The 24,071-nt window shown below is 41.6% G+C and carries 20 protein-coding genes and 5 tRNA genes; 18 read left to right on the forward strand and 7 right to left on the reverse strand.

The genetic code is table 11. The features are described 5' to 3' along the window. Position 1: 1 nt before the first annotated feature. Positions 2–1,819 carry a fumarate reductase (quinol) flavoprotein subunit gene (frdA, locus tag QQJ93_RS00900; RefSeq protein WP_089124596.1) on the reverse strand — a complete coding sequence of 606 codons (1,818 nt, stop codon included), beginning with the start codon at positions 1,817–1,819 and terminating at the stop codon, positions 2–4. A 334-nt stretch (positions 1,820–2,153) separates the two neighbouring features. Here frdA and epmA point away from each other — a divergent pair, with 334 nt between their 5' ends. Beyond that, positions 2,154–3,122: an elongation factor P--(R)-beta-lysine ligase gene (gene epmA / locus QQJ93_RS00905; RefSeq protein WP_089124761.1), complete on the forward strand. Its 969-nt coding sequence runs from the start codon at positions 2,154–2,156 to the stop codon at positions 3,120–3,122. Positions 3,123–3,127: 5 nt separating this feature from the next. On the opposite strand, the gene QQJ93_RS00910 is transcribed toward epmA, so the two are convergent. The 4 genes from QQJ93_RS00910 to rsgA all read right to left on the reverse strand — a co-directional run bounded on the left by QQJ93_RS00910 (position 3,128) and on the right by rsgA (position 6,968). Beyond that, a complete protein-coding gene (locus tag QQJ93_RS00910; RefSeq protein WP_160117490.1) occupies positions 3,128–4,018 on the reverse strand; it encodes a DMT family transporter in 891 nt (296 codons plus the stop codon). Positions 4,019–4,061: 43 nt separating this feature from the next. Next, positions 4,062–4,772, reverse strand: a complete 711-nt coding sequence (locus tag QQJ93_RS00915) for a glycerophosphodiester phosphodiesterase (protein WP_089124594.1) — start codon at positions 4,770–4,772, stop codon at positions 4,062–4,064. A 131-nt stretch (positions 4,773–4,903) separates the two neighbouring features. Further along, complete coding sequence (gene asd, locus QQJ93_RS00920) at positions 4,904–5,803, reverse strand: archaetidylserine decarboxylase (protein WP_089124760.1); 900 nt, start codon at positions 5,801–5,803, stop codon at positions 4,904–4,906. Positions 5,804–5,915: 112 nt separating this feature from the next. Next, positions 5,916–6,968, reverse strand: a complete 1,053-nt coding sequence (gene rsgA / locus QQJ93_RS00925; RefSeq protein ID WP_089124593.1) for a small ribosomal subunit biogenesis GTPase RsgA — start codon at positions 6,966–6,968, stop codon at positions 5,916–5,918. A 160-nt stretch (positions 6,969–7,128) separates the two neighbouring features. On the opposite strand from rsgA, the gene orn reads away from it, so the two are divergent. From orn to QQJ93_RS00955, 6 genes are all read left to right on the forward strand, one after another. Further along, complete coding sequence (orn, locus tag QQJ93_RS00930; RefSeq protein ID WP_089124592.1) at positions 7,129–7,683, forward strand: oligoribonuclease; 555 nt, start codon at positions 7,129–7,131, stop codon at positions 7,681–7,683. A 205-nt stretch (positions 7,684–7,888) separates the two neighbouring features. Further along, positions 7,889–7,964 (forward strand) — tRNA-Gly (locus QQJ93_RS00935). Positions 7,965–8,063: 99 nt separating this feature from the next. Next, positions 8,064–8,140, forward strand: a tRNA-Met gene (locus tag QQJ93_RS00940). Positions 8,141–8,229: 89 nt separating this feature from the next. Beyond that, a tRNA-Gly gene (locus QQJ93_RS00945) sits at positions 8,230–8,305 on the forward strand. 99 nt (positions 8,306–8,404) lie between these two features. Continuing rightward, positions 8,405–8,481: transfer RNA gene (locus QQJ93_RS00950), tRNA-Met, on the forward strand. 89 nt (positions 8,482–8,570) lie between these two features. Further along, positions 8,571–8,646, forward strand: a tRNA-Gly gene (locus QQJ93_RS00955). Positions 8,647–9,271: 625 nt separating this feature from the next. Here the strand turns inward: QQJ93_RS00955 and queG are convergent. Beyond that, entirely contained in the window at positions 9,272–10,402 is a 1,131-nt protein-coding gene (gene queG / locus QQJ93_RS00960; protein ID WP_089124759.1) for a tRNA epoxyqueuosine(34) reductase QueG, read from the reverse strand. 269 nt (positions 10,403–10,671) lie between these two features. Here queG and tsaE point away from each other — a divergent pair, with 269 nt between their 5' ends. The 10 genes from tsaE (at position 10,672) to QQJ93_RS01010 (ending at position 21,928) form a co-directional block, all read left to right on the forward strand. Further along, on the forward strand, positions 10,672–11,148 hold the full coding sequence (gene tsaE, locus QQJ93_RS00965; RefSeq protein ID WP_089124591.1) for a tRNA (adenosine(37)-N6)-threonylcarbamoyltransferase complex ATPase subunit type 1 TsaE: 477 nt from the start codon (positions 10,672–10,674) through the stop codon (positions 11,146–11,148). 32 nt (positions 11,149–11,180) lie between these two features. After that, positions 11,181–12,884, forward strand: coding sequence for a LysM peptidoglycan-binding domain-containing protein (locus QQJ93_RS00970; protein ID WP_089124758.1), 1,704 nt, complete (start codon positions 11,181–11,183; stop codon positions 12,882–12,884). A gap of 42 nt (positions 12,885–12,926) precedes the next feature. Then, the gene (gene mutL / locus QQJ93_RS00975; protein ID WP_089124590.1) at positions 12,927–14,873 is read left to right on the forward strand and encodes a DNA mismatch repair endonuclease MutL; all 1,947 of its coding nucleotides are present in this window, start codon (positions 12,927–12,929) and stop codon (positions 14,871–14,873) included. Next, positions 14,870–15,808, forward strand: coding sequence for a tRNA (adenosine(37)-N6)-dimethylallyltransferase MiaA (gene miaA, locus QQJ93_RS00980; protein WP_089124589.1), 939 nt, complete (start codon positions 14,870–14,872; stop codon positions 15,806–15,808). The genes mutL and miaA overlap by 4 nt, the downstream gene beginning before the upstream one ends. A 532-nt stretch (positions 15,809–16,340) precedes the next feature. After that, positions 16,341–16,616: an RNA chaperone Hfq gene (hfq, locus tag QQJ93_RS00985; protein ID WP_027695392.1), complete on the forward strand. Its 276-nt coding sequence runs from the start codon at positions 16,341–16,343 to the stop codon at positions 16,614–16,616. Positions 16,617–16,660: 44 nt separating this feature from the next. After that, positions 16,661–17,968: a ribosome rescue GTPase HflX gene (gene hflX / locus QQJ93_RS00990; RefSeq protein WP_089124588.1), complete on the forward strand. Its 1,308-nt coding sequence runs from the start codon at positions 16,661–16,663 to the stop codon at positions 17,966–17,968. Positions 17,969–18,026: 58 nt separating this feature from the next. Further along, positions 18,027–19,220 carry an FtsH protease activity modulator HflK gene (hflK, locus tag QQJ93_RS00995; RefSeq protein ID WP_089124587.1) on the forward strand — a complete coding sequence of 398 codons (1,194 nt, stop codon included), beginning with the start codon at positions 18,027–18,029 and terminating at the stop codon, positions 19,218–19,220. A gap of 2 nt (positions 19,221–19,222) precedes the next feature. After that, complete coding sequence (gene hflC, locus QQJ93_RS01000; protein WP_089124586.1) at positions 19,223–20,197, forward strand: protease modulator HflC; 975 nt, start codon at positions 19,223–19,225, stop codon at positions 20,195–20,197. 85 nt (positions 20,198–20,282) lie between these two features. Beyond that, complete coding sequence (locus QQJ93_RS01005) at positions 20,283–20,468, forward strand: DUF2065 domain-containing protein (protein WP_244943790.1); 186 nt, start codon at positions 20,283–20,285, stop codon at positions 20,466–20,468. A gap of 143 nt (positions 20,469–20,611) precedes the next feature. Continuing rightward, positions 20,612–21,928, forward strand: coding sequence for an adenylosuccinate synthase (locus QQJ93_RS01010; protein WP_089124585.1), 1,317 nt, complete (start codon positions 20,612–20,614; stop codon positions 21,926–21,928). A gap of 77 nt (positions 21,929–22,005) precedes the next feature. Here QQJ93_RS01010 and hmpA read toward each other — a convergent pair whose 3' ends face one another. Then, entirely contained in the window at positions 22,006–23,154 is a 1,149-nt protein-coding gene (gene hmpA, locus QQJ93_RS01015) for an NO-inducible flavohemoprotein (protein ID WP_089124584.1), read from the reverse strand. Positions 23,155–23,615: 461 nt separating this feature from the next. Between hmpA and nsrR the strand changes: the two genes are divergently transcribed. Continuing rightward, positions 23,616–24,041 (forward strand): nitric oxide-sensing transcriptional repressor NsrR, encoded by a 426-nt coding sequence (nsrR, locus tag QQJ93_RS01020; RefSeq protein ID WP_089124583.1) that lies wholly within the window; start codon positions 23,616–23,618, stop codon positions 24,039–24,041. Positions 24,042–24,071: the final 30 nt, after the last annotated feature.

The raw sequence follows: 24,071 nt of genomic DNA on the forward strand, positions 1-24,071 counted from the left end.
ATTATTTCTCCTGCGCTTGTTGTTCGGCTGCTTCTTTGGCGGCAGCTTCATCAGCCGCTGCACCGTACAAGCGAGCTTTTGGTTGAGACTTAGTGATCTTAACTGAGCTGTAATCGATCACAGGAGCGGCATCTTCTTGGTAGAAAGATAGTGTATGCTTCAAGAAGTTCTCATCATCACGTGTTGTGCAGCCTTCGTCTAAACGTTGGTGTGCACCGCGCGATTCTTTACGACGAATGGCTGATTGTGCCATCGCTTCTGCAACTTCTAACCCATAGCCCACTTCGATAGCGTAAAGTAGGTCAGTGTTGAACACTTTGCCTTTATCTTTAATACCCACTTTTTTGTAGCGTGCTTTAAGTTCAGTGAGCTTATCGATCGTCGTTTGCATTAAGTTTTCTTTGCGGTAGATACCACAACCTGCTTCCATGGTGTGACCCATTTCTGTACGAATATCAGACCAGCTTTCAGTACCATCGTTGTCTAATAGTGCTTGAATCCGAGCTTCTACATCGCTGATTTGACGTTTGATGTTGTCTTCATTCCAGCCTTTGAATGCTTTAGCACGTTCAGCGGCGTTTTCACCAGCGACGCGACCAAATACCACAAATTCAGCTAATGAGTTTGAACCTAGGCGGTTCGCACCATGCAGGCCAACTGACGCACATTCACCCACAGCGAATAGACCTTTAATGCGAGTTTCACATTGACCATCCGTTTCAATACCACCCATGGTGTAGTGGACCGTTGGACGAATTGGGATTGGCTCTTTCGCTGGGTCAACGTTTACGTAAGCTTTTGCTAGTTCACAGATAAACGGTAAGCGCTCTTGTAGGTATTCTTCACCTAAGTGACGAAGATCTAAATGCACCACATCACCAAGTGGGTGCTTGATGGTGTTGCCTTTTTGTTGCTCGTGCCAGAACGCTTGAGACACTTTGTCACGTGGACCGAGTTCCATGTACTTGTTTTTAGGCTCGCCAACAGGTGTTTCAGGACCCATCCCGTAGTCTTGCAAGTAACGGTAGCCATTTTTGTTGACGATAATACCGCCTTCACCACGACAACCTTCAGTCATGAGAATGCCGGTACCAGGTAGTCCGGTTGGGTGATATTGAACAAATTCCATATCACGTAGTGGCACGCCGTGACGGTAAGCCATTGCCATACCATCGCCGGTTACGATACCTCCGTTAGTGTTAGTGTTGTAAACACGACCTGCACCACCGGTGGCAAGTACCACTGATTTCGCTTTGATCGCCACTAACTCACCTTCAGACATGTGGATTGCCACGATACCTTGCGCCTCTTTCGTATCGCCTTCACCGTCAACTAATAGGTCAACCACGAAGTACTCATCAAAGCGTTTGATGTTTGAATATTTAATAGAGGTTTGGAAAAGGGTGTGTAGCATATGGAAGCCCGTTTTATCGGCCGCAAACCAAGTACGTTCGATTTTCATGCCACCAAAGCGACGAACGTTGACGTCGCCATTTTCTTTACGGCTCCATGGACAACCCCATTGCTCCATTTGGATCATTTCACGGGTTGAGTTTGCTACGAAGTATTCAACAACATCCTGTTCACATAGCCAGTCACCACCACCAACGGTATCGTTGAAGTGATTATCTAAGCTGTCTTCTTCCTTGATAACTGCCGCTGAACCGCCTTCGGCAGCAACCGTGTGTGAACGCATAGGGTACACTTTTGAAATCAATGCAATTTCAAGTTCAGGGTTTGCTTCTGCTGCCGCAATTGCAGTACGTAAACCAGCGCCGCCAGCGCCGATGACTGCGATATCTGTGGTTATGACTTTCACAGTTATCCTCCAGAGTAGGTGTGCTCATAAGAGCTTTGTTTCACGAGCACGATTGGAAAAATAGTAATTATTAATTTGTGCACATTTAGTGTAGGAAATAATGCTGAATAATAAATTGATCTAACAAGGGTAAACCCCAACTTTATCCCTCTAAAGTAGTAGAATGTGAGTTGAACTATTCCCCTGTTTTTAAATAAGAAGTGCCTTTTTAAGAATGATTTTCATTCAGTTCGTGAGACAAGGAATAATCCATCTTAAAAAGTTGGTTATTCATTTGGGTTTGATTAAACTGAGCACACTGTTATTTATCTCTTTGGTTGAAATCGAGAACAATATGGATCTTTGGCAACCTTCTGCTTCCATTGAACAATTAGCGCAGCGTGCTGTGATTATGGCGTCAATTCGTCAATTTTTTGCTCAACGTAATGTGTTAGAAGTGGATACCCCAGCAATGAGTCACGCCACTGTGACTGATGTGCATTTACATACATTTAAAACAGAGTTTATTGGTCCAGAATACGCATTTGGAAAAAGCGTATTTTTGATGACGAGCCCTGAATTTCACATGAAACGCTTATTAGCGGCAGGAAGTGGTTCGATTTATCAAATCAACAAAGCATTTCGTAATGAAGAAAATGGTCGCTATCACAATCCAGAATTCACCATGTTGGAGTGGTACCGTGTTGGTTTTGATCACCATGATTTAATGTCTGAAATGGATGCACTTTTACAAATGGTGCTTGGCTGTGAAGCTTGCGAAAAAATCACTTACCAACAAGCTTTTCTGCGAGTACTCGATATTTGTCCGTTAGAGTCGACAATGAGGCAATTAAAAGAAGTGGCAACGACGTTAGGTTTATCCGATATTGCTGAATCAGAAGAGAATCGTGACACTTTACTACAATTGTTATTCAGTGTTGGGATTGAACCGCATATTGGCCAACAAGTACCAGTGATGGTTTATGACTTTCCTGCATCGCAAGCTGCCTTAGCCAAGATTAGTCAACAAGATCCACGAGTCGCTGATCGCTTTGAGGTGTATTTTCAAGGTATTGAACTGGCCAATGGTTTTCATGAGTTAGATGATGCTAAAGAGCAGCTGGCACGCTTTGAGCAAGATAATCAGCAGCGGGTAGAAATGGGATTACAACCACAACCGATTGATCATCATTTGATTGCTGCGTTAGAAGTAGGATTGCCTCCATGTGCAGGGGTTGCATTAGGGATTGATCGCTTAGTGATGTTGGCGATCGGTGCAGATCATATTGATCAGGTGACGGCATTTCCCTTTCCAAGGGCATGATGGTCTTACACACTCACGACAATTCCGGTGCCAATCACTGCTAATAATGCGCCTAACCAAGCAAAAGGGGAAGGGCGTTGTTTCGTGTAGAGCCACAATAAAGGTAAAATCATAATTGGCGTGGTAGAGGAAAGAAGTGCCACCATTCCGACATGACCTTTTTGCAGTGCATAAAGAATGAAAGTCATCCCCACTGCCATGGCAAGAAAACCGTTTAAAGCAGTGATGCCTAATATTTTTAGGTTGATGATCTGTACTGGTTTCGCGATGTGTGCACCACTGAGACGTAGTAATGAATGGGCGCAAAATGCAGTGATCATCCGAATGGCAGAGGCTGCGATAGGGTCGACCGCCGTTTGCATGACAGGTTTGGCAATGATCCCACCCATCGCTTGGCAAAATGCCGCCAATAAACCTAATCCGATGGCGATAGAAAGTTTGCCTTGTACCACTTCCCAAGTATGTTGATTGGCTTGTTTTCGGCCAAAGAAAATAGCGATTACCACACCTGAAAAAACCAAAATAGCGCCAATTAATTCAAAGCCTTTTAAGCTTTCATGGAACAACCAATAGCCGAGTAGGGCGGAAAAAACCGCGTGGCAGGAAAAAAGTAGACCAGCCATACGAGGCCCCATCCGATTCATACAGGCAAATAAAGCCGTGTCACCGATAAAAATACCAATAAAACCCGATAGCGCCATTGGCAAAACATGTGATGTATCGACGGTTTGCCAGCCACCTACCGCCCACGCCATGCTGCTGAGCATTAGTGCTGTGCAACCCATACGCCATCGACTGTAAGCAAATGCGCCTAAGTGACGAGCTGGAGTGACTGAAATCAGGCTGGATATTGCCCATAATGCAGCAGCGGCAAGCGCAAACCATTCGTAGCTCATAATGTATTACTCATATCGTTCCGTTTTGAGAGTAAAAGTTAGGTTACCAATGAAAGGTTTCAGCTTGCGGGTAGAGTGCAATAGCCTCAGCTGGACTATCACAAAATACACCGTCTACACCGATATCATTAAGCCATTGCCAATCTTCTGGGCGATTAACCGTATACACATACACCGCTAGCCCTAGCGATTTGGCATGTTGTACATAATCTTCATCTACGACATCAATATCTAAATTTAAGCTGGTGGCGGCAAGGTTTTTCGCAAACATCGATTTTTCAATGCCTTTCGAGGCAGTTAATGCACCAATGAGCCATTGAGGTTGCTCTTGCTTGATGGTGTGTAACCAATCGTGATTGAACGAAGAGATAATTAGCTGCTTATGTTCAAACTGACACGATTCAATGGCAAATTGCAGGTGGTGATAGAGAAAATCAAAATGTTGAATTCCTTTGAGCTCGATATTTAATGCACATTGACCTTTCATCAACTTCAAGACATCTAATAAAGTGGGTAAGGGTTCGGTTTTCTCGACTCTCACACGTTTGAGTTTATCGGCACTCATCCAATGCAACTTGCCTATATGATCCGTAGTACGGTTAAGCCATTTATCATGAATGACCCAAAATTGGCCATCATGTTCATGCACATCTATTTCAATCGCTTTGCAACCCAAATCTATAGCCGCTTGAATGGCTGATAAGGTATTTTCTGGGTGAGTGGAGCGAGCACCTCGGTGTGCGATGATAAGCATAGACATGGCCCTTTGGATGGATGAATTGCTATAGTAATCAGCGACTATTCGGATAGCCAGTAAATTTTAGACATACAAAAGGGCAGTAAGAAATCTCACTGCCCTGAGGGGGATAGGGTGAGTATCTACTCTTATTCTGTTTCCACAGAGTGTGACTCTTGTTGATTATCGGCATTTAAGCGATGCGCATAAGCGGTACCGAGAACTGTTTTTTCACCTTCAGCCATGGTTGAATCGAAACGAATCTGATCTTTGGCAAATAGGTTAATCACAGTTGAACCAAGTTTAAAACGACCCATTTCCTCACCTTTTTTGATATGAATCGCTTTATCACCAGTGGTTTCGTAGTTCCAGCGGTGTACCGATGAGCCTGTTGGTGGCGTAATGGTGCCGCCCCAAATAACTTCGATACTACCCACAATAGTTGCACCAACAAGTACTTGTGCCATTGGGCCGAATTCAGTATCAAAAATACATACCACACGTTCGTTACGAGCAAATAGATTAGGTACGTTCGCTGCTGTTAGTGGGTTAACTGAAAATAGATCGCCAGGAACATAAATCATCTGACGTAGCGTGCCATCACAAGGCATGTGAACACGGTGATAATCACTTGGTGATAGGTATAAAGTCGCAAACTCACCATCAGTAAATTCTTGTGCTAATGTCTCATCACCGCCAAGTAATTCTTTGGCTGAAAAATCATGGCCTTTTGCTTGAATTAAACGGCCATTAGCTATCGGGCCAAATTGGCTGGTGCGTGCATCAGCAGGATGAACTAATACGTTTTCACCTTCGGCAATCGGGCGAATATCTTCTTTTAATTCACGAACAAAAAATTCGTTAAAGCTATTGAAGTAAGCCGGATCGGAATGTACAGCATCATCCATGTTGACGTTATATTGCTTAATGAACCAGCGAATAACGGCGGTAGTGAGGCTACCCATTTTGGCGGAGGCCAACTTGCCCATCAGGCGAGTTAAGCCGTGCTGTGGGAGCCAATATTGCAGAGTCACTTTAATTTTATCTATCACGTGAATATCCGTTTTGGTTGAACATTTCGTCTGAGTTACGAAAAAGGTAGCCGATTTTACTTAAAAGCGAACTCGTTGTCAGCTTTTGAAATAGAGTGTTGGCTTAGTTTTATAAGTCTTTCTTATTCTTAGAGAATTGTCGGTTGGCTTTGTTTTCTGTCATGCTTTCAATGATGCGATGATAATTCTCAAAGCGTACTTGAGTGATCTCACCATTTTCTACCGCTTCTCGCAATAAGCAACCTGGGTCGTCATTATGCTTGCAGTCACGAAATTTACAGCCGCCAAGATAAGAGCGAAACTCCACAAAAGCTTGCGTCACTTCTTCTGGTTCTAAATGCCATAAGCCAAACTCACGAACTCCTGGAGAGTCGATAAGATCGCCTCCTTTCGGGAAGTGGTATAAACGAGCCGTGGTGGTGGTGTGTTGACCTAAGCCTGAGTTTTCCGATACATCACCTTCGAGTACTTTCAGTTCCGGCATTAAGGCATTGACTAAGCTTGATTTACCTACACCGGATTGACCAACGAAGATACTTAAACGATCTTTGAGCGCTTCTTGCAATTTTACTAGGCCATCTTCGGTTTCACGACTGACAAATAAAACGTCATAGCCAATTTTTTTGTAGTGGCTAAGCGCGTGGCGATATTGTTGTTCTTCGCCCTTAGGAATTAAATCTGTTTTATTTAATACGATGAGTGGGGCAATCTTGAGTGTTTCAGCTGCAATCAAATAACGGTCAATAATGTTAAGTGATAACTCTGGCAATACAGATGATACGATCACCATTTGGTTAACGTTGGAAGCAACCGGCTTTACACCATCGTAGTAATCGGGACGAACAAGTACAGAACTACGGGGTTCAACTGCTTCAACCACACCTGAAATGCCAGCCATAGATTCAAGGCCCGGACGCCAAATAACGCGATCGCCAGAGACTAGACTTTCAATGCCTCGACGTAAATTACAGCGTTGAATGCCGCCAGTTTCAAGATCTTCAATATCGGCATGTTGCCCAAAGCGAGAGATCACTAAGCCTTTTTGCATACCACCCAACATATTTTCATCCCATTGGATGGAATCTTCTTGAGTCAGACGTTTTTTTTGATTGGTTCGAACTCGGCGAACTTGGCCTTTAGTGAGTTTTTTCTTTTTTGCCACAGGTTATACTTATTCCCTATTGGATACTCTACGTATGTTTTTTCTATTTACCCAAGTAACTTGCCCTTTGGATGATAGCTCTGAATTCTGTATCTTGGAGTTGCTTGGGTATATAAGCAGAGTATGATACCTCTTTTCTAGATAAAAAAGGCAAAGATCTATGTCAAATGCGTCTTTCAGTGACCAAAACTTAATTTGGGTCGACTTAGAAATGACAGGACTTGATCCTGAAACACATAAAATCATTGAAATCGCTTCCATTGTGACTGACAGTGAATTGAATATTTTAGCTGAAGGACCTGTGCTTGCTATTCATCAGTCAGGATCTGAATTGGCTAAGATGGATGACTGGTGCACCAATACACATACTAATAGTGGTTTAGTTAAACGTGTTCAAGAGAGTACGGTTTCAGAAGATGATGCGGTTGCTCAAACTATTGCATTTTTAGAGCAATGGGTACCAAAGGGTAAGTCGCCAATTTGTGGCAATAGTATTGGTCAAGACCGTCGTTTTTTATATAAGCATATGCCATTACTTGAAGAGTATTTCCATTATCGCTACGTTGATGTCAGCACAATTAAAGAATTAACTCGTCGCTGGCAGCCAGAAGTACTTGATGGTTTTTCTAAATCAGGTAGTCATTTAGCACTTGATGACATTCGTGAGTCGATTGCAGAATTGCAGTATTATCGTTCAAGCGTATTTAAAATCTAATAATTCTCAGTTGGTTGCTATAAAAAGTGCGGTTATAAACCGCAGGTTGATTTATTTTTCGACGATTGAATGGATATTTGCACTTTTTTGAAAGTAGTACTTGCATCAAAAAAAAATGCTCTTATAATTCGCAGCCCTGAACAACGAAAGACGTTCAGGCTGACGATTCTCGAAGTGTGAAGTTTATGACCACGAGAAACGCAAAGCGACACTAGCTCAGCTGGTAGAGCGCAACCTTGCCAAGGTTGAGGTCACGAGTTCGAACCTCGTGTGTCGCTCCAAATTTTAAAGGTTTCTAGTTTAAAGTCCCTAGTTTCTAGGTGTCGAAAATTGGAATCCTAGGGACTAGGAAGTAAAATCCTAGCAACCTAAAACACGGACGCGGGATGGAGCAGCTTGGTAGCTCGTCGGGCTCATAACCCGAAGGTCGTAGGTTCAAATCCTGCTCCCGCAACCAAATTAAAAAGGTTTCTGGTTTATGGTCCCTAGTTACTAGGGAAAACTAAAAACCTAGGGACTAGGAACTCGAATCCTAGCTTCCTCAATGCGACACTAGCTCAGCTGGTAGAGCGCAACCTTGCCAAGGTTGAGGTCACGAGTTCGAACCTCGTGTGTCGCTCCAAATTATAAAGGTTTCTAGTTAATAGTCCCTAGTTTCTAGGTGTCGAAAATTGGAACCCTAGGGACTAGGAACTAAAATCCTAGCAACCTAAAACACGGACGCGGGATGGAGCAGCTTGGTAGCTCGTCGGGCTCATAACCCGAAGGTCGTAGGTTCAAATCCTGCTCCCGCAACCAAATTAAAAAGGTTTCTGGTTTATGGTCCCTAGTTACTAGGGAAAACTAAAAACCTAGGGACTAGGAACTCGAATCCTAGCTTCCTCAATGCGACACTAGCTCAGCTGGTAGAGCGCAACCTTGCCAAGGTTGAGGTCACGAGTTCGAACCTCGTGTGTCGCTCCAAATAAAGAAGGTTTCTAGTTTATGACCCCTAGTTTCTAGGTGTCGATAATTGGAACCCTAGAGGTTAGGAATTAAAATTCTAACTTCCTTCAAATATATAAAAAACGATCTCTTTGGAGATCGTTTTTTATTCTTTGTAATTCAGTGATGGATATTATTGGCGTCACGATTCAACAATAAATCTAGTTTTACTGGATTTCTGCTCTTTGATTGCTACAGTTTATATTTCCCAACTCAGTTCGGCGGCTTAACATCGAAGCTTTTCTGGTGTTCTTACAGGCTCGATCTAACTAAAATCTATAATTATCTACAAACTTATCCACATGTTTTTTTTGTGGATAACTTGGTGTGTAAGTTGTTTTTTAGTTGTAATAAAATCCATTTTAAATGGATCATCTAAAGTTGATTAAAATCACAAATTAAATGACAAATCTGTAACTTGTTGTTTTTGTTTGTCTTTGTGGTTTTACTGTATGGAAGAACAGTACCACGTAAGGATCTTTATTTGATTTTTACTTGATCTTTATCATTTCTTTTGAATGTGCTTAACTTTTTGTTACGCCCTGTCACGCTCCCACTTTTGTCACTTTTTCCACATTTCTAATATTTTTTGGGATAAGTATCACTAAGCGTCTCTTGGTAAGCCTTTTCCTATAATTCTAACTAGCCTTTCTAATTTAGTATTTCGTGCTGTATTAGTTTCAATAGCATTCTTCTTTTTATTTTGCTGCTCTATCGCCCACTGAATATGAATATCTAAATTATCATCTAATCCCAGGCGGGCAGTTAATACCTCTAAGATCGCTGATTCATAGGGTGCATTACCTAAGGCAACTGAAATATTACGTAACCACTGAATATGACCAATACGACGAATAGCAGAGCCTTCCATATTTTTTAAAAATTGAAGTTCGTTCCACTGAAATAAATGGATGAGGTCAGCATCATTGAATATGTCACGTCGATGGAAACTTGCTTCATTAGTGACTTCTGCCGCTCGGTTCCATGGACATACCAACTGGCAATCATCGCAACCATAAATTCGATTGCCTATTTTTGAACGTAGTTCTTCGGGGATAACGCCATTAAGCTCAATGGTGAGGTAGGAAATGCATAGACGAGCATCAACAACTCCTTCTTCGACAATCGCTCCTGTTGGGCAAGATGTCATGCAAGCTCTACATTGGCCACATTGATCGGTTTGCGGTTCATCAATAGGAAGGGGAATATCAACCAATAGTTCGCCGAGAAAAAACCAAGATCCTGCCTGCTTATCAAGAATGAGGGAATGCTTTCCTGCCCAACCTAATCCTGCTTTTTGTGCTAAGGGGCGCTCTAAAATAGGCGCGGAATCAACAAAAGGTCGATAACCTAATTTACCTACTTCTTCTTCAATCCGTTGCCCGAGTTTTTTTAATTGATTACGGATGAGTTTATGGTAGTCACGCCCTAGTGAATAACGACTAATATAAGCTTGAGTGGGATCGGATAGGTTTGAAGCAAACTGTGCCTTTGGAGGCAGGTAGTCCATACGAACACTGATCACACGGATTGTACCAGGGTGGAGTTCTTGGGGGCGTGCTCGCATCATGCCGTGTCGCGCCATCCAATCCATAGAACCATGGAAACCGGCATCAAGCCAGCGCTGTAATTGGGCTTCATGTTCCGAGAGGTCAACATCGGTGATCCCAACTTGCTGAAAGCCGAGCTCTTTACCCCATAGTTTGATTTTATTAGCAAGTTCTTGATAGTTCATGTTAGACGGGCTATTTCGGTAAGATTTATAGTAGAATTCTAGCATGAGTTAGGAGTGCTATTCAGTAGTAACTATGATCTCTATTCAGCTAATAACGTAATTTTGACTAAGTTTCTATTTCTTTTTGACACTTTGTTTAGAATTTATCGTCAATATATAGAATAATAGACAACTGAGTCTTGCGGCTTTTGACTCAGTCTGTTTACTATTTTTTTCTATGAAATGATAAACTGCCGATAGGCCATTTATTTTACGGATGACGAAACTTTATGACGACCAAGCAGATGATAAAGCAAGCTATGTTAAGTGATGAATCAGCGACCATCGCGCTTGGAACACAACTTGCTAAGTTATGCTCTCAACAAACTACTATTTACTTACATGGAGATCTTGGTGCGGGGAAAACGACCTTTAGCCGAGGTTTCATTCGTGCTTTAGGCCATGAAGGAAATGTAAAGAGCCCAACGTATACTTTGGTTGAACCGTATCAGTTAGATAACTGGCAAGTTTATCACTTTGATTTGTACCGTCTTGCGGATCCTGAAGAGCTCGAATTTATGGGGATCCGAGATTATTTTACCCCTGATGCAATTTGTTTGGTGGAATGGCCAGAAAAAGGTCAAGGTTTGCTTCCTCGAGCGGATTTGGATATAGAATTACGTTATGTCGATGTGCAACGTCAGGTTGTGATCTCGGCGAATAATGAATATGGGCAATCTTTGGTAAGTAAGTTGGAGCTGTGTTGAAACATTCTTATTTTCGAGCGCTGTGTTTGCTCATGATGTTATGGCTTGGTGCTCTTTCTAGTGCTAATGCCAACTCTTTAAATAGTATTCGAGTCTGGCCTTCCCCTCATGACACGCGCGTGGTGATGGATATGGCAAGCGAGGCTAAATTTAGTTATTTCACTTTAAGTGGGCCAGATCGCTTGGTGCTTGATTTAAAGCAAACTCAACTTAAAACCAAGTTACCTATTGTTATCAAAGATAGCCCGGTATTGACTAAAATTCGTCATAGCACACCAGCTGAATCATCAAGTTATCGCTTAGTATTTGAATTGAAATCAGCACAAAAACCAGAAATATTCACACTAGCGCCAACCGCAGATGGTCAATATGGGCATAGGTTAGTGGTTGATTTTAAACATGAAGAAACGACCTCGACATTATCAAATGCTATCGCTGCTAAAAATGCTACTGCTGCGAAAAGTGCTCCTCAAAAAGCATCCGCTCCAGCGGTTACAACACGCGCGATTCCACCCTCTAAAATTGTAGTGGCGATTGATCCCGGTCATGGGGGAGAAGACCCTGGTTCTATTGGACCAACGCGTAAATATGAAAAGCACGCCACATTAACTATTGCTAAAAAAGTAGCGGCTAAGCTGAATTCAACATCCAATATTCATGCGGTCTTAACTCGTACTGGTGATTACTACGTTAACTTGAATAAACGTTCGGAAATTGCCCGTAAAAATAAATCTTTATTATTGATTTCGATTCACGCGGATAGTTATACGACGTCAGGGCCTCGCGGTGCTTCAGTTTTCGTATTAAGTACTCGTCGTGCCAATACCGAAATTGGTCGTTGGGTGGTCAAAAAAGAAGAGCAATCTGAACTTCTAGGTGGTGGCGGTGTTCTGTTATCGAAAAATAGCAATGATAAAAACGTTAGCCAAACGGTATTAGATTTGCAATTTAGTCACTCGCAGACAGAAGGGAATAAACTCGCGCTGAAGGTGATCCAAGAGTTAAAACAAGTGACTCGTATGCACACCTCTAAGCCAGTTTATGCCAGCCTTGCGGTATTGAAGTCTCCAGATATTCCATCAATATTAGTCGAAACGGGCTTTATTTCTAACCCACAAGAAGAGAAGCTATTATTTCAGAACTACCATCAAAATAAATTGGCAGATGCAATTTCAAATGCGGTAGTTGAGTACTTTAGAGCCAATCCACCAGAAGGTATGATTGTCGTGAATCAATCGTCAGGTTCGACGCATAAAGTGAAAAGTGGCGAGTCTCTTTCGGTGATTGCTCATAATTATGGCACCACCACTGCAAATTTGATGAAGTGGAATAACTTAAAAAGTTCGACGGTATTTATTGGCCAAGAGTTGAAAGTTGCCTCACCGAGCGCCACATCTAGTCATAGTGGTTCAACGACTTCCGGTAGTACCAGTAATACGGTCGTGACTCATGTGGTTAAAAGTGGTGACTACCTAGGCAAAATTGCCGAGCAATATTCAGTATCGGTTAGCAGTATCAAGCAGCAGAATAACTTGCGTTCCAATACGTTAAAAGTTGGCCAGAAATTACAAATAAGTGTTCCGGTAAAAACCACGGTCTATCAAGTAAAAAGCGGTGACTTTTTAGGTAAGATCGCTGACCAATATGGCGTCAGTATTTCTGATATTCGTAAAGCTAATAATTTGAGATCCGATAGCCTAGCAGTTGGGCAAAAGTTGACCATACCTCAATCTTAAGTTCACTCTTAATTTCAATCGATTAAATGGTGTAGTAGCGTTATGGCGATAAAAATTTTACCCGCTCGATTAGCCAACCAAATTGCGGCAGGTGAAGTAGTTGAGCGCCCTGCATCGGTGGTGAAAGAGCTGGTTGAAAATAGTATCGATTCAGGTGCCACGCGTATTGATGTTGATATTGAAAAAGGGGGCAGCAAACTTATTCGAGTACGTGATAACGGCTCGGGTATTGAAAAAGATGAGTTAGGCTTGGCGCTAAGTCGTCATGCTACCTCGAAAATTCATTCTCTTGATGATCTTGAAGCCATTCTTAGCCTTGGTTTTCGTGGTGAAGCGCTGGCCAGTATCAGTTCGGTTTCTCGTTTAACCTTGACCTCTCGTACTGCAACTCAAGCTGAAGCATGGGCAGCGTATGCTGAAGGTCGAGATATGGCGGTACAATTAACGCCTGCTGCTCACCCGATTGGAACTACTGTTGAAGTAGTCGATCTCTTCTTTAATACTCCTGCTCGGCGTAAATTTCTACGTACTGAAAAGACCGAGTTTTCTCATATTGATGAACTGCTTAAACGTATTGCGTTGAGCTGTTTTTCTGTTTCAATTACTTTACGCCATAACGGAAAAGTCATACGCCAATATCGCTCAGCCAAGACAGAATTACAAATTGAAAAGCGAGTGGCAGCGGTGTGCGGTAATAACTTTATGGAGCATGCGGTTTCAATTGAACTTAAACATGATGATTTAAAGCTTAAAGGTTGGATCACCACACCGGATGGCGCACGTAGCCAAAGTGATCTCCAATATTGTTATGTGAATGGGAGAATGATGCGTGATAAGTTAATTAATCATGCGATCCGTCAAAGTTATGAAAATGCACTGCGTCCCGAGCAATTTGCCACTTATGTGTTGTTTATTGAAGTCGATCCACATCAAGTCGATGTTAATGTTCACCCCGCCAAGCATGAAGTACGTTTTCATCATGCCCGTTTAGTTCACGACTTTATTTATCAAGCGTTAAGTGATGCACTGGCGCAAAGTATTGAGATCGTTAAACCATCAATATCTAAATCGGCGTACGCAACTGAGCCCGTTGGAAGTGATGACTACTCGATTCGAGAGTCAGCGCCAGTCCATCAACCTCAGCATACAAGATCTAACTCTAGTGCTAGCACTCAAGCGTGGGATTCATCTCGTGTCTCATCGGGACATTCGCGATCGTCTTCTCCTACCTCTTATCCAAGCTCGCGTCCATCTTCCGTGGTACAGAAAAAGCAAACCGATGCTTATCGTGCTTTATTTGAACCCTTGGCGAGTGTTGTTGATAAGTCGAATGAGGAGCTTGAGCTAGATGCCTCTCATCAAGAAGCTGATACAGCTATTGCACCCGCTTCAGGTTTATATGACAGCACGCATGAGAGTTCAGAGACTAGTATCACCAACCTAGGTAAAGCATTAACGGTGATTCAAGATGTTTATTTGTTGATGCAAAATGAACAAGGTTGTCATTTGGTTGATTTAAATAAAGCAGAGGCGCTACGTGTTCAAGGCCAATTTAACCTTATAAATGGGGATATGCTGAAAGCACAGCCTTTATTGATCCCTTTAAATATACCAATGTCGGCTGGAGATATTGAAACTTTAACAACTTATCAGAAACGATTACTTACCCTAGGAATTGAATTAAAAGCGAAAGGGAAAAGTAGTGTGATGGTGATGGGGGTACCGCAACCATTACGTCAGCAAAATTTACAGCAGTTAATACCAGACCTATTGGCTGAATTACAAAAAGAACAAAATATTGAACTACCCTTGATAACTCAATGGCTCACAAGCAAGATTGTGGTAGCAAAACCCAAATATAGTCTTTCTGAAGCGATTCAGTTGGTCGCAGAACTTGAACAAATCTGGGGTGCTTATTTGCCTTACCATCAATATAACTGGATTCAACCTGTGAATTTCTCAGAATCAATAGCGGCGCTACAATCATGAAAAAACCATTACCTCTCGCATTATTTTTAATGGGCCCAACCGCATCAGGTAAAACTGAGCTAGCGATTCGTTTAAGGCAAAAATATCCGGTTGAGATCATCAGTGTTGATTCTGCGTTAATTTATAAAGGCATGGATATTGGTACAGCTAAACCTGACGCACAGGAATTATCACTCGCACCACATCGATTGATTGATATTCTTGATCCTAGTGAAGCTTATTCGGCTGCGGATTTTCGTCGTGATGCGTTGCAGCAGATGGATGAAATCGTCTCTCAAGGTAAAATCCCATTGTTGGTTGGCGGGACGATGCTGTACTACAAAGCTTTACTGGAAGGGTTATCACCATTGCCAGCAGCCGATCCGGATATTCGCCAGCAGATAGAACAAGAAGCCAACGAGAAAGGCTGGGATGTAATGCATCAACAGTTAAGTGAAATTGATCCTGTTTCCGCTAAGCGTATTCACCCTAACGATCCACAACGTTTGTCTCGTGCATTAGAAGTGTTTCGTATTTCAGGAAAAAGCCTAACTGAGTTGACAGAACAAAAGGGTGAGGCCTTACCTTACCAAGTGAAACAATTCGCAATTATGCCAAAAGAGCGTACAGAGCTACACCGCCGGATTGAACTGCGATTTGAAAAAATGATAGCCGCCGGATTTGAAGATGAAGTGAAAGCTTTGCATGCTAGAGGTGATCTACATCTTGATCTTCCTTCTATTCGTTGTGTAGGCTATCGACAAGTGTGGGAATATTTAGATGGCAATGGTACATTGGATGAGGCCATCTTCCGTGGGGTTTGTGCCACACGTCAATTGGCCAAGCGACAAATCACTTGGTTACGCAGTTGGAGTAACTTAACTTGGTTAGATAGTGAAGATATCGATTCGGGGGTTAAGATTATTTCGGCTGAAATTGAACATTATTCACATTGATAGCTTTATACTCAGTGACTTGGGTTTCTCAATCAAATTGTAAGTAAATTCTGATTGATGCAAGCATCTTGAATAAGTTTGAGTATATACTGTAATTGCTCATACTCTTTGTACTCAAGTACTTTGCGTATGTTAAAGCGACTTCAAGGTTGAAATCGCTATATAGTACCAATCGCAATAAGTAACTGATCATCTTAGCTTGTTAAAAAACTCGCTAACTACGTTATAAAATTTGTATGTAGAACCACTACTAACAGAAATTTTATGCCTTGTTATCAAGCTTTTTTCCTACGCTAATTTAGATCATTTACTTATATTGATTGGTATAAAAGAAACTTTAGCAGTCGGGTGAATTCACCCGTTAATGCATGACTTATTTCTTAGTCTTAGAAACAAGCACTATGGATAAGAATTGGCACTGCTTTTTGTGTAAGTAAGTACTTTTGATTTCTACTCTATGTCCAATTTGGAAGGTAGTAAAAAGAGAAAGTTAGCTAAAAATAAAATAAACAACAAATATAAGGAATATAAAATGGCTAAGGGGCAATCTTTACAAGACCCGTTCTTAAATGCGTTACGTCGCGAGCGTATCCCAGTATCAATCTATCTCGTGAATGGCATTAAGCTACAAGGCCAAATTGAATCATTTGATCAATTTGTGATCTTATTGAAAAACACAGTAAACCAAATGGTTTATAAGCATGCAATTTCTACCGTCGTTCCTGCTCGTGCGGTTAGCCATCATACGGCTGAACGCCCACAAGGTGAGCGTACGGAGCGTCCTCAACAAGAGAATTCTGAAGATTAATATCTATCTAATTTTGAACTATCAATCACTAAGGAGCGAGCTGCTTGTTTGACCGTTATGAAGCCGGTGAGCAGGCTGTACTTGTTCATATCAACTTCACACAAGAAGGTGAGTGGGAAGATCTCAGCGAGTTTGAAATGCTGGTATCTTCCGCTGGCGTCACATCGCTACAAGTTGTAACAGGTAGCCGCCAATCTCCGCACACAAAATACTATGTCGGAACCGGTAAAGCTCAAGAAATCGCAGATACAGTTAAAGCTCTCGGGGCTGAAATTGTCATTTTCAATCATGCTTTAAGCCCTGCTCAAGAGCGGAACTTAGAGTATTTGTGTCAATGTCGCGTGTTGGACCGTACTGGGTTAATTCTCGATATCTTCGCCCAACGAGCTCGAACCCATGAAGGTAAATTGCAAGTAGAGCTGGCGCAATTACGCCATCTTTCTACTCGATTGATTCGTGGTTGGACGCACTTGGAGCGTCAAAAAGGTGGTATTGGTTTAAGAGGGCCGGGGGAAACTCAGCTTGAAACCGATAGACGATTATTGCGTGAACGTATTAAAGCCATTTTACGTCGTTTAGCGAAAGTGGCTAAACAGCGTGAGCAAGGGCGTAAGGCTCGTCAACGTGCAGAAATACCAACTATCTCATTAGTGGGTTATACCAATGCGGGGAAATCTACATTGTTTAACCGTATTACCGAGGCAGGGGTTTACGCAGCAGATCAACTGTTTGCGACGCTAGATCCGACTTTGCGTAAGATTGAGTTAGAGGATGTTGGTGGGGCAATTTTAGCGGATACCGTTGGTTTTATTCGTCACCTTCCACACGACTTAGTCGCTGCATTTAAAGCGACCTTGCAAGAAACGCAAGAAGCTGACATTTTGTTACATGTTGTTGATGCAAGTGATGACCGTTTTCGTGAGAATATTCATGCGGTAAACGAAGTTCTTGAAGAGATCGATGCCCATGAGGTTCCATCGCTATTGGTGATGAACAAGATTGATAGCATGGACGGTCAGAAACCAAGAATCGACCGTGATGATGAAGGTAGACCTCGCACAGTGTGGGTGTCAGCGATGGAAGGGCAAGGCATTGATTTGCTATTTGCTGCACTGACAGAACGTTTAGCAACTCAAATTGTTCAATATCAGTTGTGTATTCCTCCTATGAATCAAGGGAGAATTCGTAGCCTATTTTTCCAATTGAATGCAATTCAAACCGAAGAGTATGATGAAAAAGGCAATTTATTGATTGATATTAGAATGCAACAAGTTGATTGGTTAAGATTAGTGAAAAGAGAAGGGGCAGTAATGAGTGACTTTATCGTCACAGACATCACTGCTACAGTATGATATCAATTATTACGAGACAGATTGATATAACGTCATATCTATACGATGGAGCTTTCTAATGGCGTGGAATGAGCCTGGAAATAATAACGACAATAACGGCCGCGATAATGACCCTTGGGGTAAGAACAATAATCGTGGCGGTCGTGAACAAGGTCCACCTGATTTGGATGAGGTGTTTAATAAACTCAGCCAAAAGTTAGGCGGAAAATTTGGTAAGAAAGGGGGCGGTAAAGGGCCTTCTTTTGGTGGTGGCGGTGTAATGGGCTTTGGTGCCATTGCAATTATTGCCATTTTAATTTGGGTGTTCTCTGGTTTCTACACTATCGGTGAAGCAGAAAGAGGCGTAGTTTTACGCTTAGGTAAATATGAGCGTATGGTTGACCCTGGTCTAAACTGGCGTCCTCGATTTATTGATGAAGTGTCTGCAGTAAACGTACAAGCTATTCGTTCTTTACGAGCATCCGGTTTGATGCTGACTAAAGATGAAAATGTGGTTACCGTTGAAATGGGTGTTCAATATCGCGTATCAGACCCATATAAATACCTGTACCGTGTGACGAATGCTGACGATAGCTTACGTCAAGCAACCGATTCTGCATTACGTGCTGTGATTGGTGATTCATTAATGGATAGTATTTTGACTAGTGGTCGTCAGGCGATTCGTCAAGAAACAGAAAAAACCTTGAATCAAATTATCGATAAGTACGATATGGGCTTAACGGTTATTGATGTGAACTTCCAATCATCTCGTCCTCCTGAGCAAGTAAAAGATGCGTTTGATGATGCGATTGCCGCTCGAGAAGATGAAGAGCGTTTCATCCGTGAAGCAGAAGCTTATAAAAATGAAATTTTACCGAAAGCAACCGGTCGAGCTGAACGTTTGAAGAAAGAAGCGCAAGGTTATACTGAACGCACGGTAAATGAAGCATTAGGTCAAGTTGCTCAGTTTGAGAAATTACTTCCTGAATATAATGCAGCACCAGGTGTCACTCGTGATCGTTTGTACTTAGATTCAATGGAGAAGATTTATTCTCATAGCTCGAAAGTGCTGATTGACTCTGACTCATCAGGCAACATGTTATATCTGCCAATTGATAAGTTGATTTCAGAATCTAAGCAAAACAACAGTTCAACTCGTGCTAAAGATAAAACGCAACCAACCTATGATGGTATTCAGTTGGATCCACAAAACAGCAGTGAATCTCAAGATTCAGGCACTAACTCAACATCTACACGTCAAGGGAGATTCTAAGCATGCGTAAGTTAATTATCCCTTTAGTTGCGATTTTAATTGTCGTTTCGTTAATGTCGGTGTTCGTGATCCCGGAAGGCGAGCGTGGTATCGTGATCCGTTTTGGTCGTGTACTTAAAGATACTAATGAAATCTCTAAGATTTACCCACCAGGGTTACACATTAAAATGCCTTTCTTTGATAGTGTAAGAACGTTAGATGCGCGAATCCAAACCATGGATGGCCGCTCTGACCGTTTCGTAACTTCAGAGAAAAAAGACGTTATTATTGATACCTATGTGAAGTGGAAAATCAGTGACTTTGGTCAGTACTACCTAGCAACGGGTGGTGGTAACACTCTTACTGCTGAAACTCTATTAGAGCGTAAAGTGACAGATGTACTTCGTTCTGAAATTGGTTCGCGTGAAATTAAGCAAATTGTTTCTGGACCAAGTAGTGATGTTGTTGCGGTAGATTCTATCGATGATAATGAAGTACTGCCTGAATCAGCGAAAGAAGCACTTGAAATCGATGGCGAACGTGATCAAATCATGCAAGATGTATTGGAAGATACTCGTGGTAGTGCGATGAAAGATCTGGGCGTTGAAGTAGTTGATTTCCGTATGAAGAAAATCAACTTACCTGATGAAATCAGTGAGTCTATTTACCGCCGTATGCGTGCAGAGCGTGAGTCTGTTGCTCGTAAACACCGCTCTCAAGGTCGTGAAAAAGCAGAGATCATTCGAGCTCAAGCTGAGTTAGAAGTGGCGACTATTCTTGCAGAAGCTGATAAAACCGCTCGTGTAACACGAGGTGACGCTGATGCAACTGCTGCGAATATTTACTCAAAAGCTTATACACAGTCACCTGAGTTTTATAGCTTCTTACGTTCATTGAAGGCGTATGAGAAGTCATTTAGCAATAAGAGTGATTTGTTAGTACTTGATCCTAAAAGTGATTTCTTTAAGTACATGAATGACAGCAATGGCCGAAAATAAGTTGATTGAACTTATTCGGTTGTAAGATTTGAAAGGCCCTTCGTGGGTCTTTCTTGTTTTTGGATACAAAGAATAGAGGTTGAAGATGACCGCACTAATGATCGCAATTGGTCTATTGTTGATTTTTGAAGGGATGGGGCCTGCATTATTTCCAAAAATGTGGCGTGATATGGTGAGTCAAATGGCTCAGCAACCAGATCAGCAATTAAAGCGTATTGGCACCAGTTTGATTCTGGTTGGTGCTGCTATTGTATTATTGGTGGTGAGCTAAGCTCTACACTTCAATTTTGTAAAACTTAGCATGCAATATTTGTCGCAAAATCAACTTGCATAAAAAATCATCTAAAAAATGACTGCAAGATGCTATTAGGCTATGCTAGAATCCTTTTTTAACTAGCAAGCAGACTTAGAAAGATGGGAAATAACGTAGTCGTTCTGGGCACCCAATGGGGTGACGAAGGTAAAGGTAAAATAGTTGACCTTTTAACTGAAGATGCAAAATATGTGGTTCGCTATCAAGGTGGTCACAATGCAGGTCACACTCTAGTCATTGACGGTGAAAAAACCGTTCTTCACTTAATTCCATCAGGTATTCTACGCGAAAATGTAAAATGCATTATCGGTAATGGCGTAGTACTTTCACCTGACGCTTTATTAAAAGAAATGAAACCGCTTGAAGAGCGTGGCATTCCAGTTCGCGAACGCTTATACATTTCTGAAGCTTGTCCTCTAATTCTTCCTTATCATATTGCTTTAGATCAAGCTCGTGAATTAGCTCGTGGCAAAAAAGCAATTGGTACAACTGGTCGTGGTATCGGTCCAGCTTATGAAGATAAAGTTTCTCGTCGCGGTTTACGTGTCGGCGATCTGTTCGACATGGAATCTTTCGCGCAAAAGCTAAAAGAAGTGATGGAATATCATAACTTCCAATTAGTGAACTACTACAAAGTAGATGAAGTGAACTATGAAGAAGTGCTGGAGCAAGTAAAAGGTTATGCTGAATTACTGACTTCACTTGTGATTGATGTGACCGATGAGCTTGATTCTGCTCGTAAACGTGGTGATAAAATCATGTTTGAAGGCGCACAAGGTACATTGCTTGATATCGACCACGGTACTTATCCTTATGTAACCTCTTCAAATACGACTGCTGGTGGTGTTGCGGCAGGTTCTGGCTTTGGTCCTCGCCACTTAGGTTACATCTTAGGTATTGCTAAAGCTTATTGTACTCGTGTGGGTTCAGGTCCATTTCCAACTGAGTTATACGATGGCTTAGAGAAGCAAGATCCTGTTGGTAAGCACTTAGGTACTGTTGGTAATGAATTTGGTGCAACCACTGGTCGCTTACGTCGTACAGGTTGGTTTGATGCAGTTGCTATGCGTCGTGCTATTCAAATTAACTCATTATCTGGTTTCTGCCTAACTAAGCTTGATGTACTTGATGGCTTAGAAGAAATTAAAATCTGTACTAGCTACAAAATGGATGACGGCTCTATTGTAGAAGTGTCTCCAATGTCAGCTGATGATTTCGAAAGAGCGACACCAGTTTACGAAACAATGCCAGGTTGGTCTGAAAATACTTTCGGTGCTAAATCTATTGATGAGCTTCCTCAAGCGGCTCTTGATTACATCAAGCGAATTGAAGATCTAACGGGTGTACCAGTTGATATTATTTCAACCGGTCCAGATCGTAATGAGACTATTATTAAGGTTCACCCATTTAATTCTTAATTGTGAATTAAATTGAGCTATAAAAAAGCCGACTTCACCGTCGGCTTTTTGTTGCGTGTTACTTGGGTATATTAGTATTACAGTACTTTATGAGGGCCAAAGCATTCGTAGTGAATGTTGGCTTCAGGTACTTGTTTTTCGATTAATTGTTTAGCTATGAATTGCATGAACTCAACTGGGCCACATAAATAGAAATCAGTCGCTTGCCAATCAATTGAATTCACTTCATTTAAATCCATAAGACCCTGTTGATCTTTGTACCAAATCTGCTGAGTTAAATTTTCTTGTTGTTCGGCATAATCAGAAACAGTTTTAGCAAAAGCATGTCGTTCTGTGTTTTCTGTCGCGTGTAACCAATGAATATTGGCATTATGTGTATCTTTAATGCTCTCTAAGATTGCTAGCATTGGCGTTAATCCTACACCGGCTGAAATTAAGGTTATAGGTTTATCACTTTCACTAGTAAAGAAGAAGTCACCGGCAGGGGCGGCAAGCTGAACGGTATCGCCGACTTGGATTTCATTGTGAATGTGATTAGATGCTACGCCTTGGTCCTCTCTTTTTACCGATATACGGTAAGTCTTACCATTTGGTGCATCTGATAAGCTATATTGACGGATTTCTTGGTTTGCTAGTTTGTCTGAGTTGAGATAAATGCCAATGTATTGTCCAGGTTTGTAACCAATCACACCTTGTCCATCAGTTGGTTCAAAAACAAAGCTGGTGATCACATTGCTTTCAGGTGTTTTTTCAATGACTTTAAACTCACGGGTTCCACGCCAGCCTCCAGTTTCTTGTTCGTTTTGTTGGTAAATCTCTTCTTCTCGGTTGATGAATATGGTTGCGAGTAAACCATAGGCTTCAGCCCAAGCATCGAGGACGGCTTGTCCTGGGCTCATTAATTCATCAATTGTTGCTAGTAGGTGTGTACCAACAATGTCGTATTGTGCTGCTGTAATGTTAAAGCTTGTATGTTTTTGTGCGATCTTTTCAACTACAGGTAGCAAGACTTCAATATTATCGATATTGGCAGCGTAGCCATAAACTGCATTAAATAGAGCCTCACGCTGACGGCCTGTATCTTGATGGGTAAGATTAAATACATCTTTTAGTTCAGGATGATGCTTGAACATACGATCATAAAAGTGAGCGGTCATTGAAGGGCCCGCTTCCGCGATAAGTGGAGCGGTAGACTTGACGATATCGATGGTTGATTGACTTAACATATCCGTACCTTTTTAAAGTTGTATTTTAAATGCATCTTTATTGTTATCTAAACGTATCATTCAGTCAATCTAATACTTATCAAATAACTTTAAGGTATTCACTCTTCTTCGAAAAAAAGCATGGCTGATAGTTCTGAATTCTGCATCTTGAAGTCACTTGGGTATATACCCAAGTGACTTCAAGATGCGTGTTTCAGCAAGAATAAAACAAGCTTTAGGCAAGGCAAATTGAATATGATCATAGTTATTCTATCTCTACTCAATTTAACGCGGCATAAAGCTTGTTTTAACTTGCCCTTCGGGAGCTTCATCCAAACCTTTATGCCGCGTTAGATTGGTTTGAAAGGTGCTTACATTCCTTCGCCAATCTTTCTTGCCTAAAGGTTTGGATGATAGCTCTGAATTCTGCATCTTGAAGTCATTTGGGTATATAATGTTGTAATTCGAAGTTGGGAGTAGATATGCAATTAACATCTTTTACTGATTATGGTTTGAGGTCATTACTTTATTTAGCGGCGTTGCCTGAGGGGGAACGTTCTAATATACAATCGGTGAGTGAGCGATTTTCTATTCCCAAAAATCACCTAATTAAAATCATAAATAAACTTGCACAGCTTGGTTATATTCAAGCAACAAGAGGTAAGTATGGTGGTATTATTTTAGGTAAGCCTGCTGAACAGATTGTAGTTGGTCAAGTGGTAAGAGATTTAGAGCCTTTACAATTAATTGATTGCTCTGAAAGTGCTTGTCACATTACATCGGCTTGTCGTTTGAAAGCTCAACTCGCTAAAGCAAAAGAAGCATTTTTGTATCAACTTGATCAGTGTACTCTTGCAGATCTACTTGATAACAATGATGATCTCGTATTGCTCCTTACTCCTGTGTGACACATGCTTGTCATTGTTATCTGCTTTAAT

The sequence above is a fragment of the Vibrio algivorus genome (genome assembly GCF_030161215.1).
Lineage (GTDB): Bacteria > Pseudomonadota > Gammaproteobacteria > Enterobacterales > Vibrionaceae > Vibrio > Vibrio algivorus.

What these genes read in the sequence shown, in the direction of transcription:
- epmA (WP_089124761.1), top strand. Translation starts at nt 2,154, where the DNA reads ATGGATCTTTGGCAACCTTCTGCTTCCATTGAACAATTAGCGCAGCGT.
- QQJ93_RS00910 (WP_160117490.1), bottom strand. Translation starts at nt 4,018, where the DNA reads ATGAGCTACGAATGGTTTGCGCTTGCCGCTGCTGCATTATGGGCAATA.
- QQJ93_RS00915 (WP_089124594.1), bottom strand. Translation starts at nt 4,772, where the DNA reads ATGCTTATCATCGCACACCGAGGTGCTCGCTCCACTCACCCAGAAAAT.
- orn (WP_089124592.1), top strand. Translation starts at nt 7,129, where the DNA reads ATGTCAAATGCGTCTTTCAGTGACCAAAACTTAATTTGGGTCGACTTA.
- queG (WP_089124759.1), bottom strand. Translation starts at nt 10,402, where the DNA reads ATGAACTATCAAGAACTTGCTAATAAAATCAAACTATGGGGTAAAGAG.
- tsaE (WP_089124591.1), top strand. Translation starts at nt 10,672, where the DNA reads ATGACGACCAAGCAGATGATAAAGCAAGCTATGTTAAGTGATGAATCA.
- QQJ93_RS00970 (WP_089124758.1), top strand. Translation starts at nt 11,181, where the DNA reads ATGATGTTATGGCTTGGTGCTCTTTCTAGTGCTAATGCCAACTCTTTA.
- mutL (WP_089124590.1), top strand. Translation starts at nt 12,927, where the DNA reads ATGGCGATAAAAATTTTACCCGCTCGATTAGCCAACCAAATTGCGGCA.
- miaA (WP_089124589.1), top strand. Translation starts at nt 14,870, where the DNA reads ATGAAAAAACCATTACCTCTCGCATTATTTTTAATGGGCCCAACCGCA.
- hfq (WP_027695392.1), top strand. Translation starts at nt 16,341, where the DNA reads ATGGCTAAGGGGCAATCTTTACAAGACCCGTTCTTAAATGCGTTACGT.
- hflK (WP_089124587.1), top strand. Translation starts at nt 18,027, where the DNA reads ATGGCGTGGAATGAGCCTGGAAATAATAACGACAATAACGGCCGCGAT.
- hflC (WP_089124586.1), top strand. Translation starts at nt 19,223, where the DNA reads ATGCGTAAGTTAATTATCCCTTTAGTTGCGATTTTAATTGTCGTTTCG.
- QQJ93_RS01005 (WP_244943790.1), top strand. Translation starts at nt 20,283, where the DNA reads ATGACCGCACTAATGATCGCAATTGGTCTATTGTTGATTTTTGAAGGG.
- QQJ93_RS01010 (WP_089124585.1), top strand. Translation starts at nt 20,612, where the DNA reads ATGGGAAATAACGTAGTCGTTCTGGGCACCCAATGGGGTGACGAAGGT.
- hmpA (WP_089124584.1), bottom strand. Translation starts at nt 23,154, where the DNA reads ATGTTAAGTCAATCAACCATCGATATCGTCAAGTCTACCGCTCCACTT.
- nsrR (WP_089124583.1), top strand. Translation starts at nt 23,616, where the DNA reads ATGCAATTAACATCTTTTACTGATTATGGTTTGAGGTCATTACTTTAT.